Here is a 17,581-nt window from a genome sequence, read left to right on the forward strand (position 1 = left end):
GCAGATTCTGATCAGGCGCGATCATAACCTGCCGCGGCGAAGAAGTTCAGGCACTCTTGGGCGGTGAAGGCGGCTGTGGTGAGGGCGATAGCATTGTCCAAAGCCTGGATTGATCTGGCGGCGGCCTTTCGCAGGGCGGCTTTGAGCTTTGCGAAGGCCATTTCGATCGGATTGAGGTCGGGCGAATAAGGCGGGAGATAGAGGAGCTGAGCGCCCGCCGCGTCGATTGCGATGGCGATCTCGGTCCGCTTGTGTGCTGCGAGATTGTCCATCACCACGATGTCGCCGGGCTTGAGTGTCGGTACCAGGACTTGCGTCACGTAAGCCTCGAACGCCGGACCATCCATGGGGCCGTCGAGGACCATCGGCGCGGTCATACCGGTCGCTCTAAGCGCGCCGACGAAGGTCGTCGTCTTCCAATGACCATGCGGGATCGCGGCGACACAGCGCTGGCCGTACGGCGAACGGCCGTAGCGCCGCGCCATTTTGGTCGAAGCCCCCGTCTCGTCGATGAACACCAACCGATGGATGCCGATCTCAGGCTGAGACGCCTTCCACGCTGCGCGTTCAGCGGCCACGTCCGGCCGATCCTGCTCGCTGGCGTGCGATGTTTTTTTTGAACGTGATGTTGCGACGATCGAAGAATCGCCAGATCACGCTCGGCACGAAACGCTCGCCGTGGACTTTGAAGAGATGGTCAGCGATCTCGGCCAGCGTCATGTCAGGCGTAACCTTGACCAGGGAGAGGATCTCCGCAGCGTGACCCTCGATCCGAGCTGAACGCCGGTCTCCGCCCTGCGTTCCCGCCTCACAGGCGCCGGTCCTTCGCCACTCGCCAACCAGTTCGATCGCTGTCGAGGGCGCCACGCCGAACCGAACAGCGGCGCCCCGACGGCTCATGCCTTCATCTTCCACAGCCCGAATAATACGAATGCGAAGGTCCGGCGACAGCGGTTTAGCCATGGGGGCTGGCCTCCATCACCAGCCCTCAGGGTGAATCACAATTTGCCTCGCAAGGGAATCCCCTACCGATTCCGACAGGTTGGAAAATGCTCTAGCCGCGGTGCCGTAGGGTAGGCAAAGGCGCAACGCGCCGTGCCCACCATCCGTCCTATTACTCGATGCGCGATGGTGGGCACGCTTCGCTTTGCCAAACCCACGGCAGCGGAGTTTCAAACAATCTCTGCTGCCCTTAGCCGCGCGATCTCTGCGGCGTCAAACCCCAGCTCGTCCAGCACGGCGTCGGTATCCGCGCCGAGTTCCGGCGCCATCCGGTCCAGCCGGCCGCCGCCATGGGCGAGCTTGAAGCCGCTGCCGGCAAAGCGCAGGCGGCCGTAGGGCGTGTCCAACTGCTGGATGGCTTCGCGAGCCTTGATCTGCGGATGGTCGATCACCTCTTCGACCTTCCAGATGCTGGCGCAGGGCGCGCCGGCGTCCTCCAAAATCGTCTCCCATTCGCGCGCCGGTCTGGCCGCGAGCGCTTCCTCGATGATGGCACGCAGCGCCGGTTCATTCTCGTTGCGGGAAAACCAGTCGACAAAGCGCGGGTCGGCGAGCGTGTCCTCGCGGCCGAGCGCGCTCATCAGCGCGCGGTACTGCTTCTCGTTGTTGACGGCCAGCAGGATGTGGCCGTCGCCGCATTTGAACAAATTCGCCGTGGTCCTGCGGCTCACGGCCTGATTGCCCGAGAGTGTTTGTCGATGGCCGGCAACCGACCAGTCCGCGATCTGCCCCGACAGAAACGCCATCGTCGCCTCCAGCATGGAGACGTCGACGAACTGGCCCTTGCCGGTGCGGTCGCGCTGATACAGCGCGCTCGACACGCCGAACGCGGCGGTGGCGCCCGACAGCACGTCGCAGACCGCAAAGCCCGCGCGCGTCGGTCCCGTCTCGGGATGCCCCGTGATCGCCATGATGCCCGACAGCGCCTGCATCTTGCCGTCATAGCCGGGGCGCAGGCGATCCGGGCCGGTCTGGCCGAAACCCGAGACCGCGCAATAGATCAGTTTTGGATTGATTGCGGATAGCGCTTCATAGCCGATGCCGAGCTTGTCCATCACGCCCGGGCGGAAATTCTCCATGACGACGTCGACGGTCGCTGCGAGCTTCTTCACGATCGCGATCGCCTCAGGCTTCTGCAGATCGAGCGTCAGGCTGCGCTTGTTGCCGTTGACGGCCTGAAACGCCGGCGCGAGGCCGCGATCGGCCCATTCGCGGCTGAGCGGCGTGCGGCGCATGTCCTCGCCCTCGCGCCGCTCGACCTTGACGACGTCGGCCCCCAGCAGTGCGAGCTGATAGCTCGCATAGGGGCCGGCCAGCACTTGCGTGAAATCCAGGATCTTCACGCCCTCGAACGGTCGCGTCACGTCGCTCTCCCCTTTTGATTACTTTATCGGAGGACGTCAGGCGGCGCGGTTGCCGCGCGCGATCTCCTTTTGCTTGTCGAATTCGGCGCGGCGGCGTGCCAGCTCTTCCGGCGAAAGCTGCGCGACATTGTTGTAATCGAGCTTCCAGGACGCGTCCTCGCTCCAGCGCTGCGGCGATTGCATCGTGGTCTGCGGGCCGCTCGCGCTCTCGAGCAGCTCGAGCGCCAGTTCGAGCGTCTGCGCCTGCGAGGCGACGTCGTGCGGCTTGCCGGCGGAATTGCCGAGCGGGAAGTCCGAGAACAGGAAACGCGGCACGGCGGCGTGTTCGATGATGTCCTTGGCGCAGCCCATGATCACGGTCGGGATGCCGTTCCGCTCGAGATGCCGCGCCACCAGCGCGGTGGTCTGGTGGCAGACCGGGCAGTTCGGCACCAGCACCGCGACGTCGACCTTGTCCGCGACGGCCCGCGCAAGAATGTCCGGCGCGTCGGTGTCCAGCGTGACGCGATGGCTGCGGTTGGTCGGCGCGCCGAAGAAGCGTGGCGCGACCTCGCCGATGCGGCCGGCGGCGGACGCCTTCAGGAGTTGCGGCAGCGGAAACCAGGTGCCGTTGTCGGTCGCCGAGGTGTGCTTGCGGTCGTAGCCGATATGCGAGATGCGCAGATCGTGCTGTTTCGAGGTGTCGCCGTCATAGACCTGGTAGAACTTCGCGCCACCATTATACGCGGCGCCCGGCCCCTGGTCGCCCTTGCCGGGATCGTACGGCGCGGCGGTCGTGATGATGGTCACGCGCGACTTTGCCAGTGGCTTCTTCAGCGGCTGGAACGGCGCCTCGGTGTAATGCGCCCAGCGATACGCCGTGGTGTAGCCGATCGCCGCGTAATAATCGCGGGTGCGCTGCATGTAGGGGACGGGGGCATCGTAGTCGGGCGCAAAGCCGAATTCGTCGTCGCGCGGCGTGGACATGGGCGCGTCTCCTGGTTCTTGGTTGGCGACAGACTAGAGATAGTCGGCCATGAGCTCAACAGGCCCCGTCGCCGCGCAGGTCAGAATTGCGGATGCGGTGGCGGCTCCCGAAACACGTGCAGCGCCACATATTGCAGCAGCATGATCGCCTTGGCGTCGATGATCCTCCCGTCCGCGATCATCGCCAGCGCTTCGTCGATCGAGAGCTCCAGGACCTCGATGTCCTCGCCCTCGTGTTCCAGGCCGCCGCCGTCGCTGACGCGCATCGAAGGTTCGTATTCGGCGACGAAGAAATGCAGCTTCTCGGTGATGGCGCCCGGGCTCATGAACGCCTCGAACACCTTGTGGACGTGGTGCAGGCGATAGCCGGTCTCCTCCTCGGCCTCGGCACGGATTCGCACCTCCGGCGAGGCGTCGTCGAGCACGCCTGCCGCCGCTTCGATCAGCAGATCGTCGTAACCGCGGATGAAGGCTGGCAGGCGGAATTGCTTCACCAGGATCACGGTACGCCGTGCGCGATTATACGGCAGCACGGCGGCGGCGTTGTCGCGTTCATAGGTCTCGCGGTGCTGCGTCTGCCACTCGCCGCTCGCGCGCCGGTACTCGAACGTGGTGGTCTTCAGCGTGGTCCAGCCGTCCGAGAGCACGCGGACGTCCTTGATGCGGACGCGGTCGGAAATGGTCATGCTTGATCTCAGCTGCTGGGCGTGGTTTCGCGGCCGTCGAGCCACTTCTGGAACATCACCGAGGTGGATTCCTCGAACCCCAGCGACTGGTAGAACGCATTGGCCTGCGCATTCTCGCGGCGGACCAGGAGCTGCAGCTTCGAAATTCCGGCGGCGCGCAGCCAGTCCTCGGCCGCCGCCATCATGACGCGGCCATGGCCGCGCTTGCGGCCGTCCGGGTCGACCGCGACGTAATAGACCCAGCCGCGGTGGCCGTCATGGCCGACCATCACGGTCGCCACGATGGCGCCGGCGTCGCGGCCGATCAGCACGGTGGAATTGTCGCGCCGGCGCGCCAGGGCGATGTCGGCATGCGGATCGTTCCACGGACGCGTCAAGCCGCAGCGCTGCCACAGCGCGACGACCTTCTCGACATCGGCGTCGGTGATGGCGTCGATTGCGAGCGGAGCAGGCGAGACCGACGCGCTCACAGCACCTTGCCCGGATTCATGATGCCGTGCGGATCGAGCATCGCCTTGATCGCGCGCATCAGCTCGATCGCGGTCTTGTCCTTGACCTCGGGCAGTTCGTCGCGCTTGAGCACGCCGATGCCGTGCTCGGCGGAGATCGAGCCGCCCATGCGAAGCACGATCTCGAACACCACCGCGTTCACATCGTGCCAGCGCGCCAGATAATCGGCGGTGTTGGCCCCGATCGGCTGGCTGACATTGTAATGCAGATTGCCGTCGCCGAGATGGCCGAACGGCACCGGCCGCGCGCCCGGGATCAGCTTCACCACCGCGGCGTTGGCTTCGTCGATGAACGCGGGCACCGCGGCGATCGGCACCGAGATGTCGTGCTTGATCGAGCCGCCCTCGGGCTTCTGCGCCGCCGACATCTCCTCGCGCAGCTTCCAGAAATTGTTGCGTTGGGTGAGGTTGGCCGCGATCACGGCATCGTCGACGATCTCCTCTTCCATGGCGCGGGCCAGGATCGTCTCCAGCGGCGTGCGGGCATCGTCGCCAGGGGAAGACAGCTCCATCAGCACGTACCAGGGATGCTTCTCGCCGAGAGGATCGCGCACATCGATGCCGTGCCGGACCGAGAAATCCACCGCCATCTCGGCCAATAGCTCAAAACTCGTCAGCGTATTGGCGGCCTCGCTTTGCGCGATCGCCAGCAGCTTGAGCGCCGCCTCCGGCGATTTCAGCCCGACATAGGCCGTCTCGATCGCCCGCGGCTTCGGAAACAGTTTCAGGGTCGCCGCCGTGATGATGCCGAGCGTGCCTTCGGCGCCGATGAAGAGATTGTGCAGATTGTAGCCAGTGTTGTCCTTCTTCAGCTTCGAGAGCGTGTTGAGCACGCGCCCGTCGGCGAGCACCACTTCCAGCCCCAGCGCCATCTCGCGCGCGACGCCATAGGCGAGCGCGGCGGTGCCGCCGGCATTGGTGGAGAGATTGCCGCCGATGGTGCAGCTCCCTTCCGCGCCCAGCGACAGCGGAAACAGCCGGTCGACGTCGGATGCCTTCGCTTGCGCGATCTGCAGCACCACGCCGGCCTCACACGTCATGGTGTTGGACGCCGAGTCGACCTCGCGGATCTTGTCGAGCCTGCGCAGCGACACCACCACCTCGCCATTGTGCGGGGTCTGCCCGCCGACCAGCCCGGTGTTGCCGCCCTGCGGCACCAGCGCGATTCTGTGTGCGGAGGCGAGCTTGCAGATTTCGGAGACCTCAGCGGTCGAGCCCGGACGCAGCACCAGCGGCGAGCAGCCGTGGAACAGATTGCGCTCCTCGGTGACGTAAGGCTCGATATCGGCTGCATCGGTGATCGCGTGGCGCTCGCCGACGATCTTGCGGAATTGGTCGAGCAGCTCGGGCGCAAGGGGAGGCGTGGCGGATTGATTGATGTTCATTTTCGTGTCTCTTCTCAAGCTTCTTATCGCATGACCGCAGCCCGGCGCAGCCGGTCGTTGATCGCTTCGCCAAGTCCTTGCTCGGGGATCGCCATCACCGCGATCGCCCGCGGCCCTCTCGCATCGAGGCTGCGAAGATAGCCGAACAGATTGGCGGCGGCTTCATCGAGATCGGCAGTGGGCGACAAATTCATGACGGCGACGGCGCCCTCGACGCCGGGAAGGCGCGCCGGTCCGAACGCCAGCAGCGCTTCATCAGGCGCGACGTCCTGCGCGCCAAGCCGCACCTGGGCGCGCGGCGCGTAATGCGAGGCCAGCATGCCCGGCGCCAGCGGCTGGCTGTCGTCATTCTCGGTCTCCGCCGGCGGTCGCGCCAGGGGCGCGCCCAGCACCGCCTCGATCCGCTCGCGCGACAACCCGCCGGGCCGGAGCAGCATGGGCGCGTCGAGGCAGCCGACGATGGTCGATTCGACGCCGACCGTAACAGGCCCGCCGTCCACGATCAGGTCGATCCGGCCCGCCAGGTCGCTCTCGACATGGGCCGCCAGCGTCGGTGAGACGTGGCCGGAGATATTGGCGGACGGCGCCACCACGGCCCCGCCGAAGGCGCGCAGGATCGCCTGTGCCACCGCGTGGGCGGGAATGCGGATCGCGACCGTATCAAGGCCGGCGGTGGCGAGATCCGCCACCGGGCAGTTGTCCGTTTTCGGCACCACCAGCGTCAGCGGCCCCGGCCAGAACGCTTCCGCGAGCCTCAACGCGCGGGCGTCGAACCGGCCGATCCGGCGCGCGGCCGCAATGTCCGGGACATGGGCGATCAGCGGATTGAAGGCCGGCCGCCCCTTGGCGGCGTAGAGATGGGCGATCGCGGCGGCATTGGCCGCATCCGCCCCGAGCCCGTAGACGGTCTCGGTCGGAAACGCGACCAGCCCTCCGGCGGCCAGCGTGCGGGCCGCAGCCTCGGCGCCGGCGTGGCCTGCCGGTAAAATCAGCGTTTCAAGACCCGTTTTCACAGGGATAAAATTCCTCAGCTCGGCCGCTTGCGGTGCGCCAAACCCGACGCTATAAGCCGGCCTCTTGTCGGAGTGTGGCTCAGCCCGGTAGAGCACTGCGTTCGGGACGCAGGGGTCGCAGGTTCGAATCCTGCCACTCCGACCAGAAATCATTAGGCTTTTTCTTCTGATTTCGATCCTCGGTCAAGTTGACCACCGTTTCGGCCACCGAAACGTACCGGCCCTTTTGGCCAATTGCGGTTGCCGCCCCGTGCAGGTGGTCCGGATGATGATGGCCATAGGTGTCCTGCAGGACCTCGGGCGACATGCCCAGGAACCCGGCCGCCTCCCAGATCGGCACGCCGCGCTGCATCAGCCAGGTCGCAGCGGTGTGGCGTAAGGTGTGCGGGGTCACCCTGCCAGGAAGATGGGCGAGCCCCACAGCCGATTTAAACCCCTTCTTGACCGATGCCACCGGCTTGCCGTTGAACTCGACAAAGCAGTTGGCGATCAACTTGCGGTCCGTCCAACGGCGAAGGTGAGCCAGCAGCCGGGGCGGTATGGGGGCCGGCGTTTGCCGTTTTTTGGTGGCCCTCTTGCCGATAGGCTTACGATAGAAGATGCCGTGCTCAAGATCGACATGAGATCGGCCGGGCTCCGCATAGGGCGACGCTGCGGCAATCGCGCCAGCCCGGGTGCCAGTGTAAAGACCGATCAAAATGAATCTGGCAATGTGTCTCAAAGGCCGGCGGTTTGTGCCTATCGGGTCACCCTTTGAACTTCCGGAATGGATGGTTTGCTTCTCCCGATAGCGCCAACAGTGCCAAATTAGCGCTGCTGCCTCCTTTCGGGTAAGCCACCGGTCGCGGGCCTCACCCTTTGGCGGAAGTGACACGCGCACTACCCCCCGGTGAAATCCTTCCTTCGCATGATGGTTGATTGCGGCGCGAAATGTCTCAAGGTCGCGGCGCGCGCCGCCGCGGTTGCCACGACGTTTGACGTAGGCTGCGCAAGTCTGAGCATTGACCGCCAATAATTTCTTGCCGCCCCAGAACTCGTTGAGCCGTTCGATTCTGGCCTCGATTTCGAATTGCTCGCCGGGCTCACCGATATCAGTCAGGTAAATCGACAGCACGTCAGCGCAATCGATATCCTCGATGTCCTGTCGGCGGCGTTCGGGTTGGTACTTTTGAGCGATGTAGTTCGCTAGGGCTTGCTCTGCTTCTGCAGGCGGCTTTGTTTCAGACGGGCCCGCAACGCATCCTGTGCCGATATGGCGATCTCCGTCCTTGATGATCCAGACGGCCTGGTGAACGAGTTTTCTGCCGCTGTATCGCGCTTTTCGTTTGTACAGTCGGGCTCCTTTGCTTGGACGCGGCATAGTTCTCTCATTCGCTTGATATCATCGAGTGTGGTGAAGTCCTTTCCCGCGATGCGCTCGATGTTCAACCGACCGCGCGCAGCCTCTCTGCGCAGCCCGGACGCCGTCATTGAGCCATCTGGAAAGGCAATTTTTGCGGCCACGGCCAATCGCAACGGATCATCGGCAGAAACGTCTTGGTGGTTAGTGACAGCTTTCATAATAGCACTTTTCGATGTCAAAATCGATCCTCTTGCTATACAAGAGGCAGCAAATGCGCGGACAATAATAGGGTGGGGAAAATGTCCAAGATGGCCAGCACCGCCGATCGGAGAAAGAGCTTTGAAAGCAATTTTGCCGATGAAGTGCGGCGCTTGGTAAGCGTTCGCAAGAGAGTGATCGAGGTTGCCGAGGTTGCTGTTCGGGAGGAGGGTTCAACGAACAACCGAGGCATTGCTGATACTATTGTGAATGCAGGCATCACTAAGCACGCTTTAACTCTAGATGCCCTCGATCCGGCGGATCGTCTTCTGCGCGACGTTTTTGCTTTTTGTGCGCTGGATCCGATTAACCCATGGCATTGGCGCATCTTGTTGGAGGCTACTATTGAAGTGACTTTCAAGAAAAGCGGGGCCCGCGAAAAATGGGATGACGGCGCTCTTTTTGAGCTAATGATGGACGTTCGGGAGCTGAAGCGAATCGATCCATCGGCAACGACTGATGAGAAAGTTGCCGAACTCCTAAAAAAGAGAGAGCCGTTCAAGTCCAAGTACGGAATGAAGTTGAGCTATCTTCGGAAGTTGGTCGGCAAAGCCGAGGACCCTCGTTTCAACCCTATGGCCGGATATAAGGAAGATACCAATTTTCTGGAATTTCTGGCGCAGCGCCGCCGCGAGAAATCTGGCGTATCTGCTGAAATGGCATCATCGTTGATCGAGAAGGTCGTGGAAGATCAGATCGAAGCTAGCCTCGCTGACTTCAAGAGACGCTGGGAAGAGCAAGGCGAGACGTGGACCGATGCCACGCGCGAAGCGTTTCTCCCAGACGTTTCGAAGATCGTTAGAGAGCATCTAACCGGTAAAGCAATTAAATAGGGCCAACGTGGATTTTTTTGGGGGAGTATTCTTGTCCGCGTAACTGGAGATCATTCGCTGCTCCTGCAACACAAAGGAGACTGCGATGACCTCGCTCCCCGATTCTGTGAAAAGATCAACCATCAATACGCTCTCATACGAGGAAGTGCTGTCCAAACTTGAATCCGCAAAACAGGAATTCAAGGAGTTCGAAAAAGGCCAACGGAAAGCATTGTACCAATCCATGCAACGTGCCGCCGAGGCGGCTTCGTTGGTAAAGGCCAACGAGATCATCGAATCTCGATACCGCAAGAAGATGGGAGGGAAGGACGTCCTCTACGCTGCTTTGATCTTCATTTTTGACGCCCAATCTACGGACAAGAAGGAAGCTTCGAAGCGGGCAAGCGCGTTGTGGTACCTAATCGTGAAACAAGGAATTTCTGTCGAGAATATTGCGAAGGCAATCCCCGACCACGGCGGAATCGAGAAGCTCGCGCGGTTGGCTGCTCTATCCCGTGAGGGTGAGGCCGCCGAGGATGAAGACAGCGAGGATGAGCACCAACCTAAGAACGATCCCGAAGAAGCCAACGAAAATCGGGACGATGAAGATGAGGACGACCAGCATCGGGACGAGCCAGCCGGGAAAAACATGCCCGGTAGCAGATTTGGCAAGCAAATCACCGTCGGCCTTTCGCCCAAACTAACCAAGAAGCTCGGTCGGTTTGCCGACCAAACTCGAATCAAGATCATCGGATACGTCCGTATGTCTCCCGATGAATCACCGACAATCGAGGTAAAGAAGATCATCGAGTTGGTAGCCAAGAAAAAAGGCGCCAGACCAAAAACCAAGCGGACAGACAAGAGACGTGATGACGATGGGGGTGATTGGGAATAGTTGAGACCATTGTTCGCTTAAAGCGAAGCAGTCCCAGGCTTTGGACAAACCCCGCCGATTTCTCGGCGGGGTTTTGTTTTGAGGGTATGGACGGCTCCTCGCACAAAAACGAGGGAGACATCATATTGATATACTGTGCGGCTGCGGCAAGTTGGCATTGGCGCGACACGGTCGGCAGACCACGGAAGCGCATAGCCATGAACATGGAGTTGTTTGGCGGTCAGAGATAGAGCGTTCCACCTCTACCTTGCGATGGCTTAGATGCAGCTGCCCCGGGCAAGCGAAGGGGGCTTCATGGCGGTCGCGTGGTTCGGCCCAGAAATGTTGCGCTATCAGACGAACTGTGTTGCGGCTCGATGTGGAGAAAGCCGGTAGTAGCCCAGTGGGCAATGCTACTCATCAGGGCAGCCGGACAATATTTCTTGTTCGGCCTCTACTACTTGCTTGCTGGTACTGCTGCTTGCTTGCTACTTGCTTGAACACACCAATCAACCAACAGACGATCTACAGCGCTCAACTGGGTAATTTGAGCTACCTACAGCCAAAATGGCGTGACGCGACTACTTGTAAAGCATCTCCAGCAGCGGATTGGAGATGAACATGACTTTCTATCGAAACGCGAAGATTGAGTATTGGCAGGCGGTAGAGCAGTGGGCCCTGCGTTTGGCGTTTCAGAAGTCTCGCAAACGCCACACATTATCGCGTGGTGATCGCGAACTGCCGAAAGGCAGTTTTCGGCACGATCTCCTGGCCGTAAATTCCTTCTCTCGTCGGATTTGGGGACGAGCCGTCAGCAACGAATTATCGCGCTTCTTTTGTGACGGCGGGGGTGGCACCACGCACACCCGGGATGTCTATTTCGTATCTCTCATGGACATTACCTGCGCTAGGTCGCGGGAGGACCGACTAACTGAAGCCGACCTGGAATTCATCAAGAACCGGCTCAGGTATGGCCTGCGCGAGTTCTCCTATTTTGGAATGATCGAACCGGCCTATTACGTCAATTTGCAGCACGGAGTTCGGTACGATGGGAAGCAGTGCTTGTTCTGGCACCTGCATGCTCTGGTGTGGGGGGTGTCGCATAAGGAGTTGAAGAAGCGGCTCCGGAAGCTCGTGCAGGCGGGTCACTACGCCGCCATAGCCGACGGTTTGGACGCTACTCATACCCGCAAGATCAAGCAGGGACGGCTGCCCACGCACTCGGCGTATATTCTGAAATCGCCATGCAAAACCTATCGACTGTCGGTGCGGGATCGAAAGGATGAGTTAGGGCGGCCGGTCGTTGACGCGGATGGCGTAGTTCTCCGGCAGTTCAAGCAGGGTAAGACGGATCTCGGGCATGGTGATCGGATTGTCCTCTTCCACGCGATGAAACACCTTCACCTGGACAAGCTCGCCGTAGCGGGCGGCGGCGGTGCAAAGCTTCTTAAGACTGCCAAGCGCATCGCTTTGAGGGACGATACTGCGACACTCAGAAGCTGTATCCCCGGTCCTATTCGACGAAAGAGCAGACGGACAATTGTGGTTCGGCGCAGAATCCGCTGCTGGCTCTCAGCATGACAGCCGCCGTCGTGCCCTCGCTGGGTCTCGGGTATCCGAATTCTAAAGTTTCACTGAGTGGCGGGGCGATTAGCGCGAGGACAGAGGCGCTAACTTGAACTTGTAAACGACCCTTGTCCAGCCGCGACGTCGCGGCCAACAAGGAGAAATTCAATGGACGTTAAGCTCGACGCTATCATTGCTGAAATCGCCCGAACTCTCGATCTCTGTCTACTAATTCACGATCCCGAGTTCGAGATGATACCAAAACCTCAAAGGATGCACTTCATCACGAGGTGCCTCGAAGGTCACGACATCGCGAGGGGCGAAAAGTACGGCGGAAGGAAAGTGCGGCGGTGGCGCCCCTCGCGGAATTTCGAAAAGAGCATTGGTGTGAAGGATCATGGAATACCGGACGAGATCGAGCGGATCGAAGCGCCAGTAGCTATATCGTCCCTTGTCGACGATTTCTCGGAGCTTTTGCAAGCCAACGGAGAAACCATTGATGAGGTGGCTGCTTACGTTCCTCGTCTCTTTGGTATGTATGCGATGGGACTGTTGGAGTATCGTGGGAAAAAAGATGGCCTGTGCCAGTTCGAGAGGTCTTCGAGTCGAATAGACGTAGGGGACGACACCAGAAGTGTGACCGACTTTGTAGAGAAGTATTTGGCCTAATTGGCCACTTCGGTATCTCGGTCGTATAGAGCCGCTACGAGGTTGGCGGATGCGCACGTTGTCGAAAAAAGCGGGCTTTCGAGCCCGCCTTTTTTTTTGATCCAGCGCGCTGGTCGGTCATTCCCGCTCTGAACTGGGGTTTCGAACGACCAATGCGTGGTTAGCCAAACTGGTCTACCATTTGGCTGCGTTCCGCTCCGTCGCCTCTGCAAATGCTTCTGAGTTTTCAAGGCGAAAATTCCGGTATTTATCCGCTAGTCGCCTTAGGCGAACATTTGCGGAAAAGGGGTTGGTAATCGAGCAATTTCGAAACTTGTAAATCTTTCCCAGAGGTCGCCGACGCATGACGCGAACGGGATCCTCCGAGGAGAAAACTATGAGAAAGATGAATGCCAATGATGCTCCGGTCCATGCATGGGCATCTGACTTGCTTGGAAATCTCGTTACCGTTGATGATCAAGTGCTCATGCTCTTGGATCAATTGGTCGCAATGAAGCTATTGCGTGCATGGGAGGACAGAAGCCCCTCCCGGCGTCACTACACCGTAGGAAAGCGTATGAGAGAAATGGCCACAAAGATTTCAAGCGCTGCATCGACACACCCAACTGCATGATATTGGCAAGTCGCGGACGACGGGCTGTGGATTCCACAGCCCGTCGCTATTACCTTCGAGGCAATTGCCGCCAAACTGATTGATAGCGGTCTAGCCGTTCCAATCGCCGCCAGGGCGTCTACGCTTCCAACGAGCTCCGCGTTTCCCGTCGCCCATTGAATATTCCAGCACGGCCCGCCGCGAAGCGATACCTGCACCGAGTTCCCTTGAAATGTCTTCTCAGACGACATCGTCCGCCACTGACGGTGGTGCGTTTAGTCAGCGCTCATGGCGGAAAACGAACTTGTAAAGGATCCCACCGAGACCGGTGTCTCGGGCAGAGCGATGCTCTGAACTTTTGGAGAGTCCTAATGGGTGAAAATTCGAAAATAGAATGGTGCGATCATACGTTCAATCCATGGATTGGCTGCCAAAAAGTGTCGCCCGGTTGTGATAATTGCTACGCCGAAGCAATGATGGATCACCGCTATAAAAAGGTGCAATGGGGCGCACACGGCGAACGCAAACGAACATCAGAGCAAAATTGGAAAAAGCCCATCCAGTGGCACGTGCAAGCCCGCACGTTTAAAAAAGAGAATGGCCATCGACCCCGGGTATTTTGCGCTTCACTCGCCGACGTCTTTGACAATCAGGTTGATGCTTTGTGGCGCAAAGACTTGTTCGAGCTGATCCGCAAATGCAATGCAGTAGATTGGCTGGTACTCACGAAAAGACCAGAGAATATAGAAAAAATGCTGCCGTCCGATTGGCGCGATGGGTATCCCAACGTGTGGCTCGGAACAACAGCCGAAGATCAGACACGGTTTGATTTTCGGTGGAAGCGCCTAAAGAAAGTACCTGCGGTTATTCGCTTCATTTCCTACGAGCCTGCTCTTGGGCCCGTGCGGTTGCCGACCAACGGGCTCTTGCCAGATTGGCTGATATCTGGGGGAGAAAGCGGTGCGGGTGCTCGTATGTTGAAGCCGCATTGGGTTCGCGATGTTATCGCCGATTGCAGCCGCTCTGGTGTTGCGCCATTTCATAAGCAATGGGGATCTTACGACAACAACCCGCTTGTGGTGGAGAAAGGGATGACAGCTCGCGAAGCGCGAGCAATCGACGCAGAAGGAAAAGGTGGCGGGTTGGTCGATGGTAAGCTCGTTCGTGAATTCCCAGGTCGGAATTAAAAGTCCCTAAGGGGATCTGGCGGGCGGCCTGGAAAGCGGATTGTGCCCGGCGTTTATGTCTGCGGTCGCGGTTCAGCGATGCGCGTTGAGGTCACCGACCACAACATGAGAAAGCCCGCCCCGGTGGTCTACCTGGAGCGGGCAACGTCTCACTGGGGTCCGACTTGAAGCCGTGGCGCTCGCAGCTACGGGCGCTCTGCGCGAATTGCCAAGGACGCCTGATCGATTGGCTTCGGCGAGCAATCAGCCTTCACCCATCGCCATCGCTCATAACGCTTATTGCTAATAATGATCCCCGTATTAGCACTCGTTTGCACCTCTCGGCGCGACGTTTTTCAGCAAATTTGCTTCCTTGGCCGCTGAAAATTCGATCGAGATATCAGGTCGGCTTTAGAAGCGAAGTTGAAGAATATCAGCTCTCTTGCAAGACTCAGTGAATGACGAGTGAAATCGCGGCTTCGATCTCTGTTCTCTCCTGGATGGCAGCAACTTGCAGAGCTTCCAATATCTGTTTGTAAAGTCTGCATCCGATGTTCGGGACAAACAGTGTCACTACCTTGCCTTTGCCGAAGACGTGCCCCACGGGCAACTTCATTCCGAGCTTCGACACAGCTTCGGTTTGTCTAATCAGAACGCGGCAATTTAGATCCATTGCCGCGGAGACGATGCTGTCCTTTAGGACGCTGAATCGAGCGCCCCGCGGATGTCCTTTTTCGTCCAGACCCAGGACATAAACCTGCTCGAATGCCGCAGGTGCCGATTTCTGGCCCATAACAAGGTCCTTGTACAAGCAGTCATCGGAGCTCGATGCCTTTGGCGAACTTCTTTGTTTTGACCGCGGAGACAATGGTCTGCATCATGTCTTTCTCCGCAGCCGGATTGTAGCTCAGGTGCCAGCCCATGAAATCGTGTGCAGGTGCGTTCTGTCAATCGGCGTTTGACTGGGACCCCCTATCGGCATCCAAAATGGACCCCTTTGATCGGCGTGCTCTGCTGGTAGCGCTCGGGTCGTCGGAGCTGGTCGGGGTTGCGGAGACGGCGCGAGCGCGGGTTGTTTGAACATCGTCGCGGCTTTTGAATCGCCAGCTGTCGTTGCCGGTCTCGACGATGTCGCAGTGATGGGTCAATCGGTCGAGTAGCGCGGCGGTCATTTTGGCATCGCCGAACACGCTCGGCCATTCGCCGAACGCAAGATTGGTGGTCACGATGACGGAGGCGCGCTCATAGAGCCGGCTGACGAGATGGAACAGAAGCTGGCCACCGGACTGGGCGAAGGGCAAATAGCCGAGTTCATCCAGCACGATGAAGTTCATCCGGGTCAGATGCTCGGCGAGCCGTCCTTGCCGTCCGTTGCGGGTCTCGGTCTCGAGGCGATTGACGAGGTCGACGACGTTGAAGAAGCGGCCGCGGGCACCGGATCGGATGCAGCTTCTTGCAATTGCAATGGCCAGGTGGGTTTTGCCGGTGCCAGTGCCGCCAACCAGCACGACGTTGCGTTGCTGGGCGATGAAGCCGCCGCCAGCGAGATCATTGACGAGAGTCTGATTGATCGGCGTGCCGTCGAACTGAAAGTCGGCGATGTCCTTGGCAAGCGGCAGCTTGGCAATGGTGAGCTGATATTTGATCGACCTGGCTTGCTTCTCGTTGATCTCGGCGTTGAGCAGATCGCCGACAATGCGCTGAGGTTCGTGCTGGCGCTTGACGGCAGTTGCCATGATCTCGTCGAAGGCAGCCTTCATGCCGTAGAGCTTGAGTTCGCCCATGAGGTCGAAGATTTGGGTTCGTTCCATCAGATGGTCCTCCGGAGGTTGTCGTAGCGGGCACAATCGGCGATCGGTGCATGACGGAGCGTCAGTGCGGCCGGTGTCATGATGTTGGCCGGTGGGGCGGGTTCACGTTGACGGGCCAGGATGTTGAGCACCACATCGGCGGAATGGACGCTGTGACTGAGCGCTTCGGCACAGGCCGCTTCCACCGCGGGCAGACCGTCAGTCAGCACCGCGTTGAGGATATCGACCATCTGCCGATTGCCATCGTCGGTGCTGGCAAGCTTGCGCCGGATCCGCTCGATCGCGGCCGGCAACACCCAGTCTTTGAAGGGAGCACCGTTGCGCAAGGCGCCGGGTTTGCGGGCGAGCACCGGCACATAATGCCAGGGGTCGTAAACGGTATCGCCGCGCCCAAAGGATCGCGGGTGCTCGGCAACGATGCGTCCATCCTGACGGATCACGATGCGATCGGCATAGGCTTGAACCTCGACCGGTCGTCCGACTGCGCTGGCTGCGACCGAGTATTTGTTGTTGTCGAAGCGCACCAGGCAGGTCTTCGAGACCGATGCCGTCACCGCATGGAAGCCGTCGAAGCGGCCGGCATAGGGAACGAGTTTGGGGCGTTCGGCTTCGAACACGTCCCAGATCGTCTGATCGACTAGCTCCGGATGGCGATGAGCCTTGGCGTAGGCGATGCATTTGTCGAGCAGCCAAGCGTTTAATTCCTCGAGGTTTTTGAACCGCAGCCGCGGCGTGAAGAAGCGTTCCCTGACCAGCCCGACCTGGTTCTCGACCTGCCCCTTCTCCCAGCCCGACGCTGGCGTGCAGGCGACCGGATCGACCAGATAGTGGCTGCACATCTGCAGGAAGCGACGATTGTAGAGACGCCCTTTGCCGACGAAGATCGTCTCTACGGCGGTCTTCATGTTGTCGTAGATGCCGCGGGTGCAGGTGCCTTTGAACAAGGCGAACGCCCGGTCGTGGGCGTCGAACACCATCTCCTGCGTCTCCCGCGGATAGGCCCGCACGAACAGCATGCGGCTGTGACAGAGCCGGACATGGGCGGCCTTCACCATTACCGTGGTGCCGCTCAACAGGACCACCTCGTGGCTCCAGTCGAACTGGTAGGCTTCGCCTGGGTCAAAGCTCAGCGGGACATAAGCGGCCGCGGTCGATTGCCCGCGTTCCTTGCTCCAGCGCCTGGCGTATCGACGAACCGCATCATAGCCGCCGGCATAACCCAGGCCGCGAAGCTCCTCGAATAGCCGGATCAGTGTCAGCCGTTCCCGCGCCGCCTTGCTCTCATTCCCTGCCAGCAACCGATCAAGCTCGGCACTCCAGGCACCCATCTTCGGGAGCGGCTGCGTCTCGCGCTCGTACCGGAACTCCGTCGCTTGAGAACGAATGACCTTGCGAACCACCTTCCGCGATACGCCAAGTTCTCGGCAGATCGCCTTGATCGGACGACCATCAACAAAGTAGGCGCGACGGATCTTACCAATCGTCTCCACCACCAGCATCCCAACCTCGGCTTCCATGACTCGATGGAAGCCACTGTGGACCCTTATCCCGGGGTCCCGATTGGAT

Annotated in this window: 16 protein-coding genes, 1 tRNA gene and 2 pseudogenes; 7 read left to right on the plus strand and 12 right to left on the minus strand. The window is 60.0% G+C overall.

What is annotated here, in order from left to right; genetic code table 11:
* Positions 1 to 11: 11 nt before the first annotated feature.
* The 7 genes from IVB24_RS13295 to IVB24_RS13325 form a co-directional block, all read right to left on the minus strand.
* Positions 12 to 963, minus strand: a protein-coding gene (locus tag IVB24_RS13295; protein ID WP_247768038.1) for an IS630 family transposase whose coding sequence is annotated in 2 segments (ribosomal slippage) — positions 12 to 624 and positions 623 to 963 — 954 coding nt in all. Because the reading frame shifts where the segments join, the coding sequence is not laid out codon by codon here.
* 209 nt (positions 964 to 1,172) lie between these two features.
* On the minus strand, positions 1,173 to 2,366 hold the full coding sequence (locus IVB24_RS13300; RefSeq protein ID WP_247773145.1) for a CoA transferase: 1,194 nt from the start codon (positions 2,364 to 2,366) through the stop codon (positions 1,173 to 1,175).
* A gap of 36 nt (positions 2,367 to 2,402) precedes the next feature.
* Positions 2,403 to 3,332, minus strand: a complete 930-nt coding sequence (locus IVB24_RS13305; RefSeq protein ID WP_247773146.1) for a glycine reductase — start codon at positions 3,330 to 3,332, stop codon at positions 2,403 to 2,405.
* Between the two features lie 80 nt (positions 3,333 to 3,412).
* The gene (locus IVB24_RS13310) at positions 3,413 to 4,018 is read right to left on the minus strand and encodes an NUDIX domain-containing protein (RefSeq protein WP_247773147.1); all 606 of its coding nucleotides are present in this window, start codon (positions 4,016 to 4,018) and stop codon (positions 3,413 to 3,415) included.
* An 8-nt stretch (positions 4,019 to 4,026) separates the two neighbouring features.
* Positions 4,027 to 4,488: a GNAT family acetyltransferase gene (locus IVB24_RS13315; protein WP_247773148.1), complete on the minus strand. Its 462-nt coding sequence runs from the start codon at positions 4,486 to 4,488 to the stop codon at positions 4,027 to 4,029.
* A complete protein-coding gene (locus tag IVB24_RS13320; protein ID WP_247773149.1) occupies positions 4,485 to 5,912 on the minus strand; it encodes an FAD-binding oxidoreductase in 1,428 nt (475 codons plus the stop codon). The genes IVB24_RS13315 and IVB24_RS13320 overlap by 4 nt, the downstream gene beginning before the upstream one ends.
* A gap of 23 nt (positions 5,913 to 5,935) precedes the next feature.
* Complete coding sequence (locus IVB24_RS13325; protein WP_247773150.1) at positions 5,936 to 6,925, minus strand: L-threonylcarbamoyladenylate synthase; 990 nt, start codon at positions 6,923 to 6,925, stop codon at positions 5,936 to 5,938.
* A 68-nt stretch (positions 6,926 to 6,993) separates the two neighbouring features.
* Here IVB24_RS13325 and IVB24_RS13330 point away from each other — a divergent pair.
* A tRNA-Pro gene (locus IVB24_RS13330) sits at positions 6,994 to 7,070 on the plus strand.
* A 219-nt stretch (positions 7,071 to 7,289) separates the two neighbouring features.
* Here the strand turns inward: IVB24_RS13330 and IVB24_RS13335 are convergent.
* Positions 7,290 to 8,039, minus strand: a pseudogene (locus IVB24_RS13335) (site-specific integrase); the annotation flags it as partial.
* 71 nt (positions 8,040 to 8,110) lie between these two features.
* Positions 8,111 to 8,485: an excisionase gene (locus IVB24_RS13340; RefSeq protein ID WP_247773151.1), complete on the minus strand. Its 375-nt coding sequence runs from the start codon at positions 8,483 to 8,485 to the stop codon at positions 8,111 to 8,113.
* A gap of 90 nt (positions 8,486 to 8,575) precedes the next feature.
* Here IVB24_RS13340 and IVB24_RS13345 point away from each other — a divergent pair, with 90 nt between their 5' ends.
* The 6 genes from IVB24_RS13345 to IVB24_RS13370 all read left to right on the plus strand — a co-directional run bounded on the left by IVB24_RS13345 (position 8,576) and on the right by IVB24_RS13370 (position 14,225).
* On the plus strand, positions 8,576 to 9,358 hold the full coding sequence (locus IVB24_RS13345; RefSeq protein WP_247773152.1) for a hypothetical protein: 783 nt from the start codon (positions 8,576 to 8,578) through the stop codon (positions 9,356 to 9,358).
* Between the two features lie 85 nt (positions 9,359 to 9,443).
* A complete protein-coding gene (locus tag IVB24_RS13350) occupies positions 9,444 to 10,232 on the plus strand; it encodes a hypothetical protein (protein WP_247773153.1) in 789 nt (262 codons plus the stop codon).
* A 600-nt stretch (positions 10,233 to 10,832) separates the two neighbouring features.
* Entirely contained in the window at positions 10,833 to 11,792 is a 960-nt protein-coding gene (locus tag IVB24_RS13355) for a hypothetical protein (RefSeq protein WP_247773154.1), read from the plus strand.
* A gap of 153 nt (positions 11,793 to 11,945) precedes the next feature.
* A complete protein-coding gene (locus IVB24_RS13360) occupies positions 11,946 to 12,446 on the plus strand; it encodes a hypothetical protein (RefSeq protein ID WP_247773155.1) in 501 nt (166 codons plus the stop codon).
* A gap of 376 nt (positions 12,447 to 12,822) precedes the next feature.
* A complete protein-coding gene (locus IVB24_RS13365; RefSeq protein ID WP_247773156.1) occupies positions 12,823 to 13,059 on the plus strand; it encodes a hypothetical protein in 237 nt (78 codons plus the stop codon).
* 350 nt (positions 13,060 to 13,409) lie between these two features.
* Positions 13,410 to 14,225, plus strand: coding sequence for a DUF5131 family protein (locus IVB24_RS13370; protein WP_247773157.1), 816 nt, complete (start codon positions 13,410 to 13,412; stop codon positions 14,223 to 14,225).
* Between the two features lie 430 nt (positions 14,226 to 14,655).
* Here the strand turns inward: IVB24_RS13370 and IVB24_RS13375 are convergent, their stop codons facing one another.
* From IVB24_RS13375 to istA, 3 genes and pseudogenes are all read right to left on the minus strand, one after another.
* Positions 14,656 to 14,997, minus strand: a complete 342-nt coding sequence (locus IVB24_RS13375; protein WP_247773158.1) for a hypothetical protein — start codon at positions 14,995 to 14,997, stop codon at positions 14,656 to 14,658.
* 154 nt (positions 14,998 to 15,151) lie between these two features.
* A complete protein-coding gene (gene istB, locus IVB24_RS13380; RefSeq protein WP_346771335.1) occupies positions 15,152 to 16,015 on the minus strand; it encodes an IS21-like element helper ATPase IstB in 864 nt (287 codons plus the stop codon).
* Between the two features lie 8 nt (positions 16,016 to 16,023).
* Positions 16,024 to 17,514 (minus strand): annotated as a pseudogene (gene istA / locus IVB24_RS13385) (IS21 family transposase); the annotation flags it as partial.
* Between the last annotated feature and the right edge of the window lie 67 nt (positions 17,515 to 17,581).

The sequence above is a fragment of the Bradyrhizobium sp. 192 genome (assembly GCF_023100965.1).
GTDB lineage: Bacteria > Pseudomonadota > Alphaproteobacteria > Rhizobiales > Xanthobacteraceae > Bradyrhizobium > Bradyrhizobium symbiodeficiens.